Origin of the sequence: Micromonospora sp. DH13, from assembly GCF_020873825.1 — a bacterium.
GTDB lineage: Bacteria > Actinomycetota > Actinomycetes > Mycobacteriales > Micromonosporaceae > Micromonospora > Micromonospora haikouensis.
Window position 1 is genome coordinate 1 of record NZ_JAHWGR010000053.1, and the last position, 16,972, is coordinate 16,972.

Annotated in this window: 14 protein-coding genes and 2 pseudogenes; 11 read left to right on the plus strand and 5 right to left on the minus strand. The window is 75.7% G+C overall.

What is annotated here, in order from left to right; genetic code table 11:
- Nucleotides 1-204: 204 nt before the first annotated feature.
- The gene (locus tag LPA42_RS31285) at nt 205-1,245 is read right to left on the minus strand and encodes a DUF4192 domain-containing protein (RefSeq protein WP_077935317.1); all 1,041 of its coding nucleotides are present in this window, start codon (nt 1,243-1,245) and stop codon (nt 205-207) included.
- 174 nt (nt 1,246-1,419) lie between these two features.
- Between LPA42_RS31285 and LPA42_RS31290 the strand changes: the two genes are divergently transcribed.
- The 6 genes and pseudogenes from LPA42_RS31290 to LPA42_RS31310 all read left to right on the plus strand — a co-directional run bounded on the left by LPA42_RS31290 (nt 1,420) and on the right by LPA42_RS31310 (nt 8,289).
- Nucleotides 1,420-2,337, plus strand: a complete 918-nt coding sequence (locus LPA42_RS31290) for a fructosamine kinase family protein (RefSeq protein WP_077935318.1) — start codon at nt 1,420-1,422, stop codon at nt 2,335-2,337.
- Nucleotides 2,334-3,008, plus strand: a pseudogene (locus LPA42_RS34630) (radical SAM protein); the annotation flags it as partial. The gene LPA42_RS31290 and the pseudogene LPA42_RS34630, both read left to right, overlap by 4 nt.
- 123 nt (nt 3,009-3,131) lie before the next feature.
- Nucleotides 3,132-3,476 (plus strand): annotated as a pseudogene (locus tag LPA42_RS34635) (GTP 3',8-cyclase MoaA); the annotation flags it as partial.
- 3 nt (nt 3,477-3,479) lie between these two features.
- Nucleotides 3,480-3,743 carry a MoaD/ThiS family protein gene (locus tag LPA42_RS31300; RefSeq protein WP_077935319.1) on the plus strand — a complete coding sequence of 88 codons (264 nt, stop codon included), beginning with the start codon at nt 3,480-3,482 and terminating at the stop codon, nt 3,741-3,743.
- Between the two features lie 9 nt (nt 3,744-3,752).
- Complete coding sequence (locus LPA42_RS31305) at nt 3,753-4,997, plus strand: metallophosphoesterase (RefSeq protein WP_077935320.1); 1,245 nt, start codon at nt 3,753-3,755, stop codon at nt 4,995-4,997.
- Between the two features lie 103 nt (nt 4,998-5,100).
- Nucleotides 5,101-8,289, plus strand: coding sequence for a UvrD-helicase domain-containing protein (locus tag LPA42_RS31310; RefSeq protein ID WP_228987067.1), 3,189 nt, complete (start codon nt 5,101-5,103; stop codon nt 8,287-8,289).
- A gap of 75 nt (nt 8,290-8,364) precedes the next feature.
- Here the strand turns inward: LPA42_RS31310 and LPA42_RS31315 are convergent, their stop codons facing one another.
- Both LPA42_RS31315 and LPA42_RS31320 read right to left on the minus strand, forming a co-directional pair.
- Complete coding sequence (locus tag LPA42_RS31315) at nt 8,365-9,084, minus strand: prepilin peptidase (protein ID WP_228987068.1); 720 nt, start codon at nt 9,082-9,084, stop codon at nt 8,365-8,367.
- Between the two features lie 10 nt (nt 9,085-9,094).
- Nucleotides 9,095-10,012, minus strand: coding sequence for an EamA family transporter (locus LPA42_RS31320; RefSeq protein WP_228987069.1), 918 nt, complete (start codon nt 10,010-10,012; stop codon nt 9,095-9,097).
- 804 nt (nt 10,013-10,816) lie between these two features.
- On the opposite strand from LPA42_RS31320, the gene LPA42_RS31325 reads away from it, so the two are divergent.
- The 3 genes from LPA42_RS31325 to LPA42_RS31335 all read left to right on the plus strand — a co-directional run bounded on the left by LPA42_RS31325 (nt 10,817) and on the right by LPA42_RS31335 (nt 13,563).
- Complete coding sequence (locus LPA42_RS31325) at nt 10,817-11,314, plus strand: hypothetical protein (RefSeq protein ID WP_077935323.1); 498 nt, start codon at nt 10,817-10,819, stop codon at nt 11,312-11,314.
- A gap of 438 nt (nt 11,315-11,752) precedes the next feature.
- Nucleotides 11,753-12,184, plus strand: a complete 432-nt coding sequence (locus LPA42_RS34640) for a hypothetical protein (RefSeq protein WP_077935328.1) — start codon at nt 11,753-11,755, stop codon at nt 12,182-12,184.
- Between the two features lie 143 nt (nt 12,185-12,327).
- Nucleotides 12,328-13,563, plus strand: coding sequence for an ATP-binding protein (locus LPA42_RS31335; RefSeq protein WP_077935329.1), 1,236 nt, complete (start codon nt 12,328-12,330; stop codon nt 13,561-13,563).
- A 15-nt stretch (nt 13,564-13,578) separates the two neighbouring features.
- Here LPA42_RS31335 and LPA42_RS31340 read toward each other — a convergent pair whose 3' ends face one another.
- Nucleotides 13,579-14,124, minus strand: coding sequence for a GNAT family N-acetyltransferase (locus LPA42_RS31340; RefSeq protein WP_043960943.1), 546 nt, complete (start codon nt 14,122-14,124; stop codon nt 13,579-13,581).
- Nucleotides 14,125-14,350: 226 nt separating this feature from the next.
- Here LPA42_RS31340 and LPA42_RS31345 point away from each other — a divergent pair, with 226 nt between their 5' ends.
- Together LPA42_RS31345 and LPA42_RS31350 are read left to right on the plus strand one after the other, a co-directional pair.
- Nucleotides 14,351-14,896 (plus strand): DoxX family protein, encoded by a 546-nt coding sequence (locus LPA42_RS31345; RefSeq protein ID WP_077935324.1) that lies wholly within the window; start codon nt 14,351-14,353, stop codon nt 14,894-14,896.
- 215 nt (nt 14,897-15,111) lie between these two features.
- The gene (locus tag LPA42_RS31350; RefSeq protein WP_077935325.1) at nt 15,112-16,557 is read left to right on the plus strand and encodes a glycosyltransferase 87 family protein; all 1,446 of its coding nucleotides are present in this window, start codon (nt 15,112-15,114) and stop codon (nt 16,555-16,557) included.
- Here LPA42_RS31350 and LPA42_RS31355 read toward each other — a convergent pair.
- Complete coding sequence (locus tag LPA42_RS31355) at nt 16,544-16,969, minus strand: molybdenum cofactor biosynthesis protein MoaE (RefSeq protein ID WP_091276250.1); 426 nt, start codon at nt 16,967-16,969, stop codon at nt 16,544-16,546. The two genes, LPA42_RS31350 and LPA42_RS31355, sit on opposite strands and share 14 nt — an antisense overlap.
- Between the last annotated feature and the right edge of the window lie 3 nt (nt 16,970-16,972).

Below are 16,972 nucleotides of genomic sequence, written 5' to 3' on the forward strand. Positions count from 1 at the left end.
GAGAGATCAAACGCTGCCTCAAACGCTACATCGCCCGAGACCTCTACCGACGCCTCGAAACCCCACCCCCACCACTTGACGCGGCATAGGAGCGTCCGCCCGGAGCGGGCGGGCCCCGGCGAACCCCCACCCACACCAGGCGACAAGCACACGGAGCAGGCCAGACGACACGACGAGCGAACCGACCAGCATCCGCCTGACGAATCAGGGATCACGGCGACGTCGACGGCGACGGAGCACCCCCGGGGGACGGTTCGCCGGCCAGCCGTCGAGCTGCGACGGCGGCACCCCGCGACGCAGCAGGTCGTCGAGGAGCAGGCCGAGCGAGTAGTTCGGATGCGCCTCCAGCACCCGTTCCAACGCCACCGCCGCCAGTGCCCCCTGCCCCGCCCGCCAGCAGGCGAAGGCGAGCAGGGAGCCCGGGGCGGCGATCAGGTCCTGCTCGGCGCGGCGCAGGACGTCCGTCCAGAGGGCGATGTCCCGGTCCCGCCCGTCGGTGCGTTCCCAGGCGTGGTCCCGGACGGGCAGGTGGGTCAGCAGCAGGGTCAGCCAGGCCACCTCGTCGTCGGTGAGCCGCTCGCCCCGACGGCTCCCCCGCAGGGCACCACGGACGGCGTCGACGCCGGCCCGGCGCAGCGCCCGGCCGCCGAGCAGGTCGGCCTCGCCGGCTGCGGTGATCAGGGCGTCCAGCTTGCGTTCGGCGCGGTCGACCGCGTGGCGCATCGCCACCCGTGCCGGACCGCCGAAGGGGGCCACCTGCGCGGTCAGGGCCGCCCGGTCGGGCAGCGCCACCTGGCCGGCGAAGACGGCCGCCGCGCTGACCTCGCTGGTGCCGGTGTCGTACGGGGTGCCGTCGGGCGGGCAGCAGGCCGGATCGTCGCACAGGTACGACCAGTATCGGCCGCCGGTGACCCGCAGCGCGTCGAGCACGGCCAGCCCTGCCGCGGTCAGCGAGTCGCGTACGGCGTCGACGGCGGGGGTGACCCCCGAGGCGTCGCCGTAGCCGAGCACGGTGGCGGACTCGGCCCCCTGCCGGGCGATCACGCCGGCCAGGTGGACGGCCGGGTCCAGCGGGTCGTCGCCGGGGCCGGGCAGGTCGGCCCGGGCGGCGAAGACGATCCGCCGGCCCTGCAGGGCGACCACCACCACGCTGTCGGCGGGGTGGAAGCCGAGCAGGTAGGGCACGGCGGCGATGAGGTCGGCGGGGGAGCGGACGGTGAGCCGGGCGGGATCGGTGCGGGTCATGCAGGCAGCGTGGGCCGGGCGGGATGCCCTCCGGGGGGCCTGTGGACGACACGCCGAGTTGTCCACACTACTCACAGTATTCGAGCAGTTCAGCGCGGTGTGCCAGCGGTGTCTCGACGGCGCGGAGGAGAGGCAGGCGGCACGGCGGGGCGGGGCAGCGGCTACCTTGCGCACATGGACCTGGCGTACCTGCGGGCGCATCCGGAGCACCTCCCGACGTTCCTCACCCACCAGCGGATCCGGGAGACCCCGGTGGCTGGCGGGGACGTCTGCGCGGCGTCCCGGTTGACCCTGGACGACGGGCACTCGGTCTTCGCGAAGACGTGGCCCGCGGAGCGGGCGGGGCGGCCGGTGCCGGAGGGCTTCTTCGCGGCCGAGGCGGCGGGGCTGCGCTGGCTGCGGGAGGCCGGCGCGGTGGCCGTACCGGAGGTGGTGGTGGCGCTGCCGGAGCTGCTGGCGCTCGACTGGGTGGAGCCCGGCGGGCCGACGCCGGAGGCGGCCGAGCGGTTCGGCCGCGAGCTGGCGGCGCTGCACCGCGCCGGGGCCCCCGCGTTCGGCGCGGAGTGGGCCGGCTTCGTCGGCGCGCTCCCCCAGGACAACACGCCCGACGACGGCCCCTGGCCGGCGTGGTTCGCCCGTCGGCGGCTGCTGCCGTACCTGCGGATGTCGGTCGACTCCGGCGCGCTCACCGCCGCCGAGACCGCCCTGGTCGAGCAGGTCGTCGAGCGGGTCGGCGAGTTGGGCGGCGACGAGCCGCCGGCCCGGGTGCACGGCGACCTGTGGCCGGGCAACGTGCTCTGGGGGGCCGACGGGCGGGCGTGGCTGGTCGACCCGGCCGCGCACGGCGGCCACCGGGAGACCGACCTGGCCCAGTTGGCGCTCTTCGGCGGCCCGCCGCACCACGAGCGGATCATGGCGGCCTACCGGGAGGCGTGGCCGCTGGCCGACGGGTGGCGCGAGCGGGTGCCGCTGCACCAGTTGCACCTGCTGCTGGTGCACACCGCCCTGTTCGGCGCGGCGTACCGCGATGCGGTCGGTGCCGCCGCCCGGGACACCCTGCGCGGGGCGGGGCGCGCTACCGTCGAACGGTGACCGCCGCGCGAGGGACCGACGGCGTCCTCGTCGACCGGTACGGCCGCGTCGCCCGGGACCTGCGCGTCTCGCTGACCGACAAGTGCAACCTGCGCTGCACCTACTGCATGCCGGCCGAGGGGCTGCCCTGGCTGGCGGGGCCGCAGCTGCTGAGCGACGACGAGATCGTCCGGCTGGTGCGGGTGGCGGTGGAGCGGCTCGGGGTGACCGAGGTGCGGTTCACCGGCGGGGAGCCGCTGATCCGTCCCGGGGTGGTCGGCATCGTCGCGGCGGTGGCCGCGCTGGAGCCCCGGCCCCGGATCTCGCTGACCACGAACGGGCTCGGTCTCGACCGGCTGGCCCCGGCGCTGCGGGCCGCCGGCCTGGACCGGGTGAACGTGTCGCTGGACACCCTCGACGCCGCTCGGTTCGCCCGGCTGACCCGGCGCGACCGGCTCGCGGACGTCCTCGCCGGGCTGGCCGGGGCCGCCGCCGCCGGGCTCACCCCGGTCAAGATCAACAGTGTGCTGATGCGGGGCGTCAACGACGACGAGGCCCCCGCGCTGCTCCGCTTCGCCCTGGCCCACGGCTACGAGCTGCGGTTCATCGAGCAGATGCCGTTGGACGCCCAGCACGGCTGGGACCGGGCCGCGATGGTCACCGCCGACGAGATCCTCGCCACCCTCCGCGCCGGAGCCGGCCCGGACACCGGGGCCGGCCTCCGCCCCGAAGCCGGCCCGGACACCGAGGCCGGCCTCCGCCCCGAAGCCGGCCCGCCCACGGCAGCCGACCCGCACACCGGGGCCGGCCTGCCCCGTACCGGCTTCGACCTGACCCCCGACCCGGCCGAGCGGGGCGCGGCCCCCGCCGAGACCTGGCTGGTCGACGGCGGTCCCGCCCGGGTCGGGGTGATCGGCAGCGTCACCCGGCCGTTCTGCGGCGACTGCGACCGCACCCGGCTCACCGCCGACGGGCAGGTCCGGGCGTGCCTCTTCGCCACCGAGGAGTCCGACCTGCGCGGCGCGCTGCGGGCCGGGGCGGACGACGACGAGCTGGCCCGGCGGTGGCGGGCGGCGATGTGGGGCAAGCGGGCCGGGCACGGCATCGACGACCCGACGTTCCTCCAGCCGGCCCGGCCGATGTCCGCGATCGGCGGGTGACCGGTGCGCCACGACGTGCCCGACCAGCTCACCATCCGTTACTTCGCCGGTGCGCGGGCCGCCGCCGGCACGGCCGAGGAGACCGCATCCGCCGGCCGCAGCCTGGACGAACTCACGGACGAACTGACACGACGGCACGGCGAGCGCCTCGCCGCCGTGCTGAGGGTGGCGAGTTTCCTGGTCGACGGCGTGACCTGTCACGATCGCCGGACACCGCTGCCGGCAGGGGCGACGATCGACGTGCTGCCGCCGTTCGCGGGCGGCTGAGGAGGCTCGGTGTTGGCGGTTGTGGCTCTGGTGGGCTTCGTGCTGGTCGTGATCGGCCTCATCCACCTCTACCTGTGGAAGCGCCTGGTCGCGGACACCACCACGTCCCGGCGGCTGCGCCGGGCCGGCGTGATCGCGGCGGCGCTGCTCACGCTGCTCGTGCCCGCCACGATGGCCGGCACCCAGAACGGCCTGTACTGGCTGGCCTGGCCCGGGTACGTGTGGCTGGCCCTGATGTTCTACCTGCTGGTCGCGCTGGCCGTGCTGGAGGTGCCGATGCTGGTCGCCCGGCGGATGCTGCGCCGCCGGGCGGTCGCTGCCGAGCCGGCCGCCGCCGCGCCCGAGCCGGTGCTCGTCGGGGCGTCCGGTGCCGCCGAGCCGCCGGCCGCCGAGGCCGTCGACCAGCCCGACCACGACCCGTCCCGCCGGCTGCTGCTGGCCCGCAGCGCGGCGATCTTCGCGGGCCTCACGGCCGCGGGCACCGTCGGGTACGGGGTGCGCAACGCCCTCGGCCCGCCCCGGCTGGACCGGGTGCAGATCCCGCTGGCGAAGCTCCCGCGCGGCATGGACGGGCTGCGGATCGCCACCGTCTCCGACATCCACCTCGGCCCGCTGCGCGGCCGGGCGCACACCGAGCGCATCGTCGCGATGATCAACCGGCTGGACGCCGACCTCGTCGCGGTCGTGGGTGACCTGGTCGACGGGTCGGTCGCCGAACTGGGCGAGGCGGCGGCCCCGCTGGGCGACCTGCGCTCCCGCTACGGCAGCTTCTTCGTCACCGGCAACCACGAGTACTACTCCGGCGTGGAGGAGTGGGTGCGGGAGGTGGACCGGATCGGCCTGCGGGTGCTCCAGAACGTCCGCCAGGAGATCCGCACCCCGGCCGGGGTGCTCGACCTCGCCGGGGTGAACGACGTCACCGCCGCCGGGACCGGGCTGGCCGCCCCCGCCGACTTCGCCGCCGCGCTCGGCGGCCGGGACCCGAGCCGCCCGGTGGTGCTGCTGGCCCACCAGCCGGTGGCGGCCGTCGAGGCCGCGAAGTTCGGCGTGGACCTGCAGCTGTCCGGGCACACCCACGGCGGCCAGATGGTGCCGTTCAACCTGGCCGTCCGGCTCCAGCAGCCGGTCGTGTCCGGCCTCGGCGAGGTCGACGGCACGAAGGTGTACGTCACCAACGGCGCCGGCTTCTGGGGGCCGCCGGTGCGGGTGGGGGCGAACCCGCAGATCACCCTTGTGGAGCTGCGCACCCCCTGAAGGGCTTAGCGCGCCCTCGCCCCGGTGTCCAGACAAGGATTGCTCAGGTCACGCGTACGCGTGGCGGCGGGCGGGCGTCGGGGCGGGCGTGACAGGATGCGGCGTGCTCCCGTTCAGCGCCGTACCCCCGGCCGGCCCCTCGCCGTTCGTCGCGGACCTGCACATCCACTCGAAGTACTCGCGCGCGTGCAGCCGCGACCTGACCACGCCGAACCTCGCCTGGTGGGCCCGGCGCAAGGGCATCGGGGTGCTCGGAACCGGCGACTTCACCCACCCCGCCTGGTACGACCACCTGCGCCAGACGCTGCACCCGGCCGAGCCGGGCCTGTACCGCCTCTCCCCCGAGACGGAGCGGGACGTCGCCCGCCGGCTGCCGCCCCGGCTGGCCAGCGAGGCGGAGGCGGACCCGGTCCGGTTCATGCTCAGCGTGGAGATCTCCACGATCTACAAGCGGGACGACCGCACCCGTAAGGTGCACCACCTGGTCTACCTGCCCGACCTCGACGCGGTGGAGCGGTTCAACACCACCCTCGGCCGGATCGGCAACATCGCCTCCGACGGGCGGCCCATCCTCGGCCTCGACAGCCGGGACCTGCTGGAGATCACCCTGGAGGCCAGCCCGGACGGCTACCTCGTGCCGGCGCACATCTGGACGCCGTGGTTCTCGGCGCTGGGCTCGAAGTCCGGCTTCGACGCGATCGCCGACTGCTACGCCGACCTGGCCGGGCACATCTTCGCGGTGGAGACCGGGCTGTCGTCGGACCCGGAGATGAACTGGCGGGTCGGCAGCCTCGACCGCTACCAGCTCGTGTCCAACTCGGACGCCCACTCGCCGCCCGCCCTGGCCCGCGAGGCGACGGTCTTCGCCACGGGCCGCGACTACTTCGCGATCCGCGAGGCGCTGCGCACCGGCGACGGGCTCGCCGGCACCATCGAGTTCTTCCCCGAGGAGGGCAAGTACCACGCCGACGGGCACCGGCTCTGCGGCGTCAACTGGTCGCCGGAGCGGACCCGGGCGGCCGGCGGCCGCTGCCCCGAGTGCGGCAAGCCGCTCACCGTCGGGGTGCTCAGCCGCGTCGAGGAGCTGGCCGACCGGCCCGAGGGGCACCGGCCGGCCCACGCCCGGGACGTCACCCACCTGGTGCCGCTGGCGGAGATCCTCGGCGAGCTGAACCACGTGGGCCCGAAGTCCAAGAAGGTCGAGGGGAAGCTCAACGACCTCGTCGCCGCGCTCGGCCCGGAGCTGGAGATCCTGACCCGCGCCCCGCTCGACGAGATCGGCCGGGTCGGCGGGGAACTGCTCGCCGAGGGCATCGGCCGGCTGCGCCGGGGCGACGTGCGCCGGGTGCCCGGCTACGACGGCGAATACGGGGTGATCACCCTCTTCGACCCGGCGGAGCTGGGCGGGAAGGGGACGGGGGCGCAGGCGGAGACGCTGTTCGACGTACCCGTGCCGGCGCAGCGACCGGCCGCGGAGCCGGCGGCGAAGGCGAAGCGCCCGGCCGCCGCGAAGGCCGAGCCGAAGCGGAAGCCCGCCCCGCCGGCCCCGCCGCCGCCGATCCCGCCGCAGCCCTCCCCGCACGAGCCGTTCGAGCCGATGCTCGCCGGCATGGAGGAGGTCGGCACGGGGCTGCTGGACCGGCTGGACGCGATGCAGCGGGTGGCCGCGTCCGCGCCGGGCGGCCCGCTGCTGATCGTCGCCGGCCCGGGCACCGGCAAGACCCGCACGCTGACCCACCGGATCGCCTACCTGTGCGCCGAGCTGAACGTGTTCCCGGAGCGCTGCCTCGCGATCACCTTCACCCGGCGGGCCGCCGAGGAGCTGCGGCACCGCCTCGACGGGCTGCTCGGGCCCGTCGCCGAGGACATCACCGTCGGCACGTTCCACTCGCTGGGCCTCACGATCCTGCGGGAGAACGCGGGCACGGCCGGGCTGCCGGCCGACTTCCGCATCGCCGACGACGCCGAGCGGACGGCGGCCAAGACGGAGGCGGGGGAGGACCAGGCGGCGTACACCGCGCTGCTGCGCAAGCGGGACCTGGTCGACCTCGACGACCTGCTCACGCTGCCGGTGGAGCTGCTGCGCGCGGACCGGAAGCTGGTGCAGCGCTACCGGGACCGCTGGCAGTGGATCTTCGTGGACGAGTACCAGGACGTCGACGCCGTCCAGTACGAGCTGCTGCGGCTGCTCAGCCCCGCCGACGGCAACCTGTGCGCGATCGGCGACCCGGACCAGGCGATCTACTCGTTCCGCGGCGCGGACGTCGGCTACTTCCTGCGCTTCTCGCAGGATTTCACCGACGCCCGGCTGGTGCGGCTCAACCGCAACTACCGCTCGTCCGCGCCGATCCTCGCCGCCGCCGTGCAGGCCATCGCGCCGTCGTCGCTGGTCCGGGGCCGCCGGCTCGACCCGGCCCGGCTCGACCCCGAGGCCCCGCTGGTCGGCCGGTACGCCGCTGCGTCCGTCGCCGACGAGGCCGACTTCGTCGTACGCACCGTCGACGACCTCGTCGGCGGCCTGTCCCACCGGTCCCTGGACTCGGGGCGCATCGACGGCCGGTCCACCTCGCTGTCCTTCTCCGACATCGCCGTGCTGTACCGCACCGACGCGCAGGCCGCCCCCATCGTGGACGCCCTGGCCCGCGCCAACGTGCCCGTGCAGAAGCGCTCGCACGACCGGCTGCGCGACCGGCCCGGGGTGGCCGCGATCGCCCGGGAGCTGCGGCACGCCGACGGCTCCGGCGGCCTGCCCGCCCGGGTGCGGCTCGCCGCGCAGGCGGTCGCCGACCGGTTCGCCGCGCCCACCCTCGACGGCTCCGGCGTGGTACGCCCCGAGGAGGTCCGCGCCGCCGTCGACCTGCTCACCCCGCTGGCCCGCCGCTGCGGCGACGACCTGGAGCTGTTCCTGTCCCAGCTCGCCACCGGCGCGGAGGTCGACGCCCTCGACCCGCGCGCCGAGGCGGTCACCCTGCTCACCCTGCACGCCGCGAAGGGGCTGGAGTTCCCCGTCGTGTTCCTCGTCGGCTGCGAGGACGGGCTGCTCCCGCTGCGCTGGCCCGGCTCGACGCCCGACGAGGACGCGATCGCCGAGGAACGGCGGCTGTTCTTCGTCGGCCTCACCCGCGCCCAGGACCGGCTCTACGTCAGCCACGCGGCCCGACGTACGCGGCACGGGGCGGAGCGGGACTGCCGGCCGACGCCGTTCCTCGACGTGATCGACCCGGGGCTGTTCGAGCGCCTGGGCGAGGCGGAGCCCCGCCGCCCGAAGGACCGCCAACTCCGCCTGCTGTGAAAGGAAGGGCCCCTTATTAACGCCTGAGGTAGAGAAGGGTCCCCTTCTCACGGCACGGGGGCGGGGCGGGGCGGCTCAGGCGGTGAGGGCCGCCAGCCAGGCGCCGGCGAGCAGGGCCGGCCCGAGCGGCAGCAGGGTGTCCCGGTGGGCCCGGCGGGCGGCCAGCAGGCCGAGCACGGCCAGCCCGTGCAGCACGTGCGGCAGGACCAGCCCGGTCAGCAGCGCCGGCCAGCCCAGCCAGCCGAGCGGCAGCCCCAGCACGGCGGCCAGCTTCACGTCGCCGAAGCCGAGCCGCGAGCCGGGCAGGAGGGCGAGCAGCGCGTACCCGAGGAACGACAGCCCCGCCCCGGCCAGCGGCGCGAGCAGCCGGCCGGGCCGGCCGTCGACCGCCGCCGCCGCGACCAGCCCGGCCGCCGCGCCGAGCGCCGCCAGGCCGACCAGCGGGTCCGGCAGCCGCAGGCAGGCCAGGTCGACCGCCGCGAGCACCAGACCGACCGCCGCCACCGCGAGGAACGCCGGCAGCGCCGGGCCGACGCCGGGCGTGACGGCCAGCCCGCCGAACACCACGGCGGCCACCGCCGCCCAGGCCACCGCCCTCCCCCGGGCCGCCCCGCGCCGGCCCGCAGCGGGTCGACCAGCACCGACCCGGGCAGGACCGGGCCGGGGTACGCCGGTGAAGCGCCCCGCCAGCCACGGCACGAACGCCCCGGTGACCGCTCCGGTCAGGGCGAGAGCGAGGACTCCGACGGTCGGCCGGCTGGTCAGGGCGAGAACGAGCACGCCGGTGGTGGGCACCGGCCGGACGCTACCGCCGGGCGGGTCGGGTCGCCGTCCCGGTGCGCCGTCCGGGGCGTTCCATGCTGACCACCAGCGCGACCCCGGCGACGATCACCGCGCCGCCGAGCAGCACCTGGGCGGTGATCGGCTCCGCGACCAGCAGCGCGCCGAGCGCGACCGCGACGACCGGGTTCACGTACGCGTAGGTGGACACCAGCGAGATCGGCGCGTGGTGCAGCAGCCAGACGTACGCGGTGAAGGCGACCAGCGAGCCGGCGACCATCAGGTACGCGAGGGCCAGCCAGGACCGGCCGGTGACCTGCCCGAGGTCGAGGTCCCGCAGTTCGCCCCGGGCGGCGGCGAGCACGGTCAGCGCCACGGCACCGGCGACCATCTCGTAGACGGTGGCGACGAACGGATCCGTGGGCATCCGCAGCCGCCCGGCCAGGTAGGACCCGACCGACCCGCCGGTCGGCAGCACGAGCAGGACCAGGCCGAGGAAGCCCAGCGTCACCCCGGCGAAGGTCCACACCCGGGGCCGGTCGCCGCCGAGCGTGCGGAGCAGGACGACCAGCAGCGGAACCGTGGCGACGAGCAGCGCCGCGATGCCGGAGGGCACCGCCGTCCCGGGCGGCCCCGACTCGGCGAGCACCACGAGGCCGTTGCCGCCGGCCAGCAGGAGCACGCCGACGAGTGCGGCGGAGCCGAGCTGCCGCCGGTCGACGCGCAGGGCGCCGGCGCCGCGGCGTACCCGGAGGAAGAGGGCGAGCACGGCGGCGGCCGCGCCGAACCGGAGGCCGGCCGACGCGAGGGCCGGCAGCGACTCCACCGCGACCCGGATGGCCAGGTAGGTGGAGCCCCAGAGGACGTAGACGACGGCCAGCGCCGCCCAGATCAGCGCCGGTCGGGCCGACGGCGCGGCGGCTGCGCCGGTCGGCTCCGGCACGTTCGGTAGGGGTGGCGTAACCCGCCGGGGTGGTGATGTCATCGGTTCGCCACGCTACGGTGACCACGGCGTCGGCGTCCCTGGTTGGTGGCCGGCCTCACCGCTCGGGGTAGGAGGGTGTGCATGTCGAACTACGGACCACCGGGTGAGGGTCCCGCCGGGGCGTGGCCCGGGCGCCGGCCCGACGACGGGTACGGCACGCCGGCCGAGCCGTGGGCGGACGACGCCTGGAGGGATCCGGATCCGGCGGATCCATCCCGCCGCCCGGGCGCGCCGGAGCCGGGTTACCCGGCGCAGGGCGGCTACCGGCCCGGGCCGGCCCCCTACCCGCAGGGCGGCCACCGGCCCGAGCCGGGCCCGCACCCCGGCTATCCACCCGAGCCGGGTCCGCGATCCGGCCATCGGCCCGAGCCTGGCCCGTATCCGGGCTACCGGCCCGAGCCGGGCCCGTATCCGACGTACGCCGGGCAGCCGCCCGAGCCGGGTCCCGCCGGGCGGTACGGTCCCCCGCAGCCCGGGCCCCACCCGGCTGACCGGGCACCGTGGCCGGGTGACCCCGGCCGGTCCGCGGCCGGTGCCCGGGAACCGCAGCCCGGCCCGTGGGGCGGGCCGGGTCCCCACGATCCGGGGCACCCCGACGTCTACCGGCCGGCCGGGGTCGGCCCGGCGCACCCCGGGGACCGGTACGCCGACGACCGGCAGGCCCCCGCGCCGTACCCGAGGACGGGCGGAGCGCCGCCGTACCCGGGGGAGCCGGTTCCGCCCTACCCCGCCGGGGGTGCGCCCTCGTATCCCGGGCGGCCCCTGCCGCCGTACCCCGGGGAGGCGGGGCCGCCGGCGGACCGCAAGCGCGGACGCGGTCCGCTGACCGCCGTGCTGGCCACCCTGGTCGTGCTCGCGCTCGTCGGCGGCGCGGCCGTGTGGTATCTGCTGCGGCAGGACGACGATCCGCCGCCCGCAGCGGGCCCCGCCGCGCCCAGCGTCGCTCCGACGGCGGAGGACACCCCGGCGGCGCCGACGACCGCGCCCACCGCCCCGGCACCCGAGTCGTCGGCGGATCCCCGGTTCGTGAAGGTGGGGCAGTGCGTCCGCAACGAGGGGCCGGCGGGCGGCAAGCCCAAGCTGCTGATCAGCCCGTGCGGCCCGAAGACGTACGAGGTGCTGCGCCGGTTCGACGGGCAGACCAGCGGGGAGAAGGACGCCGAGGCGAAGTGCGCCAAGGTGACCGGCTACACCAACTGGTACTTCTTCGACAGCCAGCTGGACACCCTGGACTTCGTGCTCTGCCTGAAGCTCCGCTGATCCGCGCCGAAGCCGCGCTGACGCCGCTCATCCGGTGCCACGCCCTCCGTCCGCCACACCCCTGGGGGAGAGATGTCATCCTTCGGACCACCCGGCTCCGGCGCACCCGACGACCCGTACGCCAGGCCGCCCGCCGGCCCTCCGGTCGACCCGGCCCCGCCGCAGTGGGGGCCGGCACCCGCCGGTGACCAGCCGGGGTACCCGCCGGGCCAGCCGGGGTATCCGCCGGGCCAGCCGGGCTACCCGCCGGAGCAGTCGGGGTATCCGCCGCCCGGCCCGTTCCCGCCCGGCGGCCAGCCGGGTGGGTACCCGCCCCCTGGCCCCTTCCCGCCGGTCAACCAGCCGGGGCCGGCCGGGCCGTGGGGCCCGCCCCCGCCCCCGGGGTACGGGCCACCGCCCGTCGCCCCGCCCGCGCCGCGCCGGGGCGGCCGGATCGCCCTGATCATCGCCCTGGTGGTCGTGCTGCTGCTCTGCCCCTGCCTCGCCCTGGCCGGGTGGGGGATCTGGCAGGCGGCCGACGACGACGGCGGCTCCGCCGCGCCGACGGTGACCGCGCCGACGGTGCCGACGGGCGAGCCGAGCGACGTTCCGACGGCCGCACCGACCACGGCCGAGCCGAGCCCGACCGAGGACGACGACGGGGACTTCGCCAGGGGCGACTGCGTGGTCAACGAGGGCACGGACGCCAACGCCGACCTGCGGAAGGTCCCGTGCGGACCGGACACGTACGAGGTCCTGCTGCGCATCCCGGGCACCACGGACGGCGACCGGTGCAAGACGGCGTCGCCGGACGCGACCGCCAACTTCGTCAGCGACAATCCGGTCAACGCCCTCGACTACGTGCTCTGCCTGAAGAAGCGCACCCGCTGAGAGCGGGCCCGCTACCCGAAACTAGGGCTGTCTAGCGTGGACGCTAGACAGCCCTAGTTTTGCCTCGACGGCCGACGACACGCCGGTAGGGTCCTCTACGGATGTCTAGCCCCGCAGCTAGACGGCCCGATACTGTGCAATTCGTGGATCCGGTCCGCAACCCGTACGCCCCGGGCGCCGGCCAGCGCCCGCCCGAGCTCGCGGGGCGGGGGCGGGAGCTGGACGTCTTCGACGTCGTGCTGGAGCGCATCGCGCGGGGCCGCCCCGAACGCAGCCTGATGCTCACGGGCCTGCGCGGCGTGGGGAAGACCGTCCTGCTCAACACCCTGCGCTCGCAGGCGATCACCCGCCTCTGGGGCACCGGCAAGATCGAGGCGCGACCCGACCAGTCGCTGCGCCGTCCGGTCGCCGCCGCGCTGCACATGGCGGTGCGGGAGCTGGCCCCCCGGCACCGCGCCCCGGACCGGATCGACGCGTTCCTCGGGGTGCTCAAGGCGTTCGCCCAGCGGTCCGCGCCGACCGGCCGGGCGGGCACGGCACCGAAGCTGCGCGACCGGTGGCAGCCGGGCATCGACGTGCCGGCCGCGACCGGCCGGGCCGACTCGGGCGACATCGAGATCGACCTGGTGGAGCTGCTCAGCGACGCCGCGGCGGTGGCCGCCGACGTCGGCACCGGCATCGCCGTCTTCATCGACGAGATGCAGGATCTCGGCCCCGAGGACGTCTCGGCGCTCTGCGCCGCCTGCCACGAGCTGTCGCAGCTCGGCGCGCCGCTGATCGTGGTGGGCGCGGGCCTGCCGCACCTGCCGGCCGTGCTCAGCGCCGCCAAGTCGTACTCGGAGCGGCTGTTCCGCTACCAGCGCATCGACCGGCTCGACCGGATCGCCGCCGACCAGGCGCTCTGCGCGCCGGCCGAGCGTGAGGAGGTCGAGTACGAGCCGAAGGCCCTCGACCTGCTCTACGAGAAGTCGGGCGGCTACCCGTACTTCGTCCAGGCGTACGGCAAGGCCACCTGGGACCACGCGCCGCGGTCCCCGATCACCGACGCGGACGTGCGGGTGGCCGCCCCCGAGGCGGAGGCCGAGCTGGCGGTGGGCTTCTTCGGCTCCCGGTTCGAGCGGGCCACGCCGGCCGAGCGCGAGTACATGCGCGCCATGGCCACCCTGTCCCTGGTGGAGGGGGACACGGGCGGCCGGGACGACATGGACGCGGCCGTGCCGACCGCCGAGATCGCCCGCGCGCTCGGGCGCAAGCCGGCGAGCCTCTCCCCGGCACGGGACGCGCTGATCAAGAAGGGGCTGATCTACTCCGGGGAACGCGGCACGGTCGCGTTCACCGTCCCGCACTTCGGCCGCTACCTGCGCACCCAGCCGGCCTGAGCACGCGCCGGGTGGTCAGACCTTCGACCAGGGCGGCGGGAACAGCACCTCGCCCCGGGGCACGGGGCCGTCCCCGCTGGTGCTGGCGGGCAGGACCAGCGCCTGCCACGGCTCGCCCAGGCCGGACCACGGGCTGGTCAGCCCCATCCGGTCGGCGCGGGTGAAGCCGAACCGCCGGTAGTAGCCCGGGTCACCGAGCACCACCACGAGTCGCTCGCCGAGCTCGGTGGCGGCGTCCAGGGCGGCCTGCACGACGGCCGTGCCGTGCCCGACCCGCTGCCGGTGGGGGGCGACCGCCACCGGGCCGAGGGCCAGCGCCGGGGCGCTCCCGCCGTCGTCGCGGACGTGGACCCGGGTGAGCAGGGCATAGCCGACCACCTCGCCGCCGTACTCGGCGACCATGGCCAGCTCGGGGATCCAGGCGTCGGTGCCGCGCAGGTCCTCGACCAGCCCCACCTCGGGTGGGGTCGACACGTCCGGGCGGGCGAACGCGGCGGTCAGCACCCGCCGGACGGGGCCGGTGTCCGCCGGGCCCTCGGGCCGCAGCCGCAGAGTCGTCACCCGGGCGAGGTTACCCGCCGGGCCGGTTCCACCACCGACGGTCGCCCCGATCGGCGTGGCGCTGCCCGCCGCGACGGGCTCGCATCGGCGTGGCGTTCCCCTGCGCGACGGGCCTCGATCGACGCGCCGACCCGCGGGCCACGGGCCCGGCGGCGACGTCCACGTTCACCGATCGGATCGGGCCGTTGCAGGGGTAGCGGTGCCCGCGACGGGGTATGACTGACCCATGACACCCGTGCGTTCCCTCGCCCGCGTCATGTTGAGCGGCATCTTCGTGGTCAGCGGCGCCCGCAACTTTCAGCATCCGGGGCGGCTGGTGCCGGCGGCGAAGCCGGTCACCGACCGGGTGACCCCGCTGCTCCAGCAGGTCTTCCCGCGCATCCCCACCGACACCGAGACGTTGATCCGCGCCAACGCTGCCACCCAGCTCGTCGGCGGGCTGATGCTGGCCACCGGGAAGTTCACCCGCCCGGCCGCGCTGCTGCTCGCTGGCACGCTGATCCCGACGACGGCCGCCGGCCATCCCTTCTGGAACAGCACCGACCCGGCCGAACGCATGCAGAACCAGGTCCACTTCCTGAAGAATCTCGGGCTCTTCGGCGGGCTGCTGCTGGCCGCCGCCGACACCGAGGGCAAGCCGGGCCTGCGGTGGCGCGCCGGTCACCGGTTCGGCCACTCGCGACGGTCGGTGGCCCGGGCCGTCCGGACGGCCCGCCGCGAGGCCCGGATCGCCGTACGCTCGGCCGCCACCGCCCGTCGACTGCCGGGCTGACCTGCGGCGCGACCCTCCTCTCCGTTGGCCCGCCCCCGCCAACGCCACGAATTACCTGAACCGCCCGGTAGGCGTTAACGCGGTGGAAATGTAAAAAACCAGTGTGGGATCGGACACGGTCGCATAACGCGGGAGGCATCAACGTGAGGCGCCGTTCTAGGCTCCGTGCTGGACCTGGACGGGCAGGACGACCTTGGTATGGGGGTGGCCACGACGTGCCGGCGACCGTCGGACGACGGATGGACCGCCTCGCTCCGGTCCGTCGCGCGACCCGTGGGGTGGACCGCAGGACGGCGGTGCGCGCCGGTGTGATCGCCACCGTCGCGTACGCGGCGTGGCTCGCGATCGGCGCCTTCGGGCGGCCGTACAACTTCTTCGACATGAAGATCTACCACGGCGCGGTGGTGTGGTGGGCGAACGGCAACGAGCTGTACGAGTTCATCGCCCCCTCCACCACGCTCGGCTTCACCTACCCCCCGTTCGGCGCGCTGGTGATGCTGCCCATGGCGCTGGTGCCCGTCAACGTCGCCGGTTGGCTGAACGCCGTGGCCAGCATCGGCGCGCTGGCCCTCGTCCTGGCCGGCCTGCTGCGGCCGATCGTCGACCGGCTGGGCTGGCCGTTGTGGTACACGGTGGGCATCGCGACGCCGATGGCGATCGCCATCGAGCCGGGGCGCGAGACCCTCGGCTACGGGCAGGTCAACCTGCTGCTGTTCGCCCTGATCATGGCCGACCTGATCGGGCTGCGCTGGCGGGCCCGGCGGGGCACCCGGTTCGACGACGCGGCCGGGCCGCTGCGGCGGTTCGTGTTCAGCGGGGCGTGGGCCGGGGTCGGCATCGGCCTGGCCACCGCCGTCAAGCTGACCCCGGCGCTCTTCGTCGTGTACCTCGTGATCACCCGGCAGTGGCGGGCGGCGGCCACGGCGGTCGGCACCACGATCGGGGTGACCCTCGCCGGCTTCGCGCTGGTCGGCACCGAGTCGCGGGCCTACTTCGGCGGCGTGCTCTGGCAGACCGAGCGGGTCGGCGCGGCCGACATGACCCCGAACCAGTCCCTCGCCGGCCTGCTGGCCCGGCTCTACGACTCGATCGAGACCCCGGGGCTGCTCTGGCTGTCGTTCTCGGTGCTGGTGCTCGCGCTCGGGCTGTCCCGGGCCGTCAGCGCGCGCGCCGACGGCGACGAGCTGACCGCGTTCACCCTGGTCGGGCTCACCGCGAACGTGGTCAGCCCGATCTCCTGGTCGCACCACCTGGTCTGGGTCATCCCGGCGGTCATCGTCCTGGCCGACGCCGCGCTGCGCCGCCGCGAGGCGAGCCGGGGCGTGGCGCAGCGGCCCGGCCAGGCGTCGTCCTACGGCGGGCTGCCCGGGGTCAACGGGCTGCGCCCGCCGATCTGGTATCCGACGCTGACCGGCCTGCGGCACGGCGTGGCGGCGGTGGGGCTCTACCTGCTGTTCCTGATCTCGCCCATCTGGCCGTACGAGCACCAGCTCCCCGAGGTGTCGCACTACCAGGACGGCCTGTTCGGCGCGCTGATGGAGAACTCGCTGGCCGTGGCGCTGATCGTGCTGGTCGCCGCGCTGCCGTGGCGGCCGGGCGCCGAGCCGGCCTTCTACGCCGACCGGTTCGGCCGCGCCGCGAGCGCCGTCAGGGGCAGTTGACCCACTCCTCGGTGCCGTCGGCGAACACCTGCCGCTTCCAGATCGGCAGCCGCGCCTTGACCTCGTCGACGAGCCGGGCGCAGGCGGCGAACGCGGCCGCCCGGTGCGCGGTGCTCACCGCCGCCACCAGGGCCGCGTCGCCGATGACGAGCGGGCCGACGCGGTGCGACACGGCGACCGCGTAGACGTCGGGGTCGGCGGCGATCTCGGCGGCGACCTCCCGGAGCACGGCGGCGGCGCTCGGGTGCCCCTCGTACTCCAGGCTGAGCACCGCGCGACCGTGGTCGTGGTCGCGGACCACGCCCTGGAACGACACCACCGCCCCGGCCCGCCGGTCGGCGACCGCCGCCTCGTGCGCCGCCAGGTCCAGCGGCTCGGTGGTGACCGTGCCGAAGACGGTCGGCTCCTCGATCGT

What these genes read in the sequence shown, in the direction of transcription:
- LPA42_RS31285 (WP_077935317.1), bottom strand. Translation starts at nt 1,245, where the DNA reads ATGACCCGCACCGATCCCGCCCGGCTCACCGTCCGCTCCCCCGCCGAC.
- LPA42_RS31290 (WP_077935318.1), top strand. Translation starts at nt 1,420, where the DNA reads ATGGACCTGGCGTACCTGCGGGCGCATCCGGAGCACCTCCCGACGTTC.
- LPA42_RS31345 (WP_077935324.1), top strand. Translation starts at nt 14,351, where the DNA reads ATGACACCCGTGCGTTCCCTCGCCCGCGTCATGTTGAGCGGCATCTTC.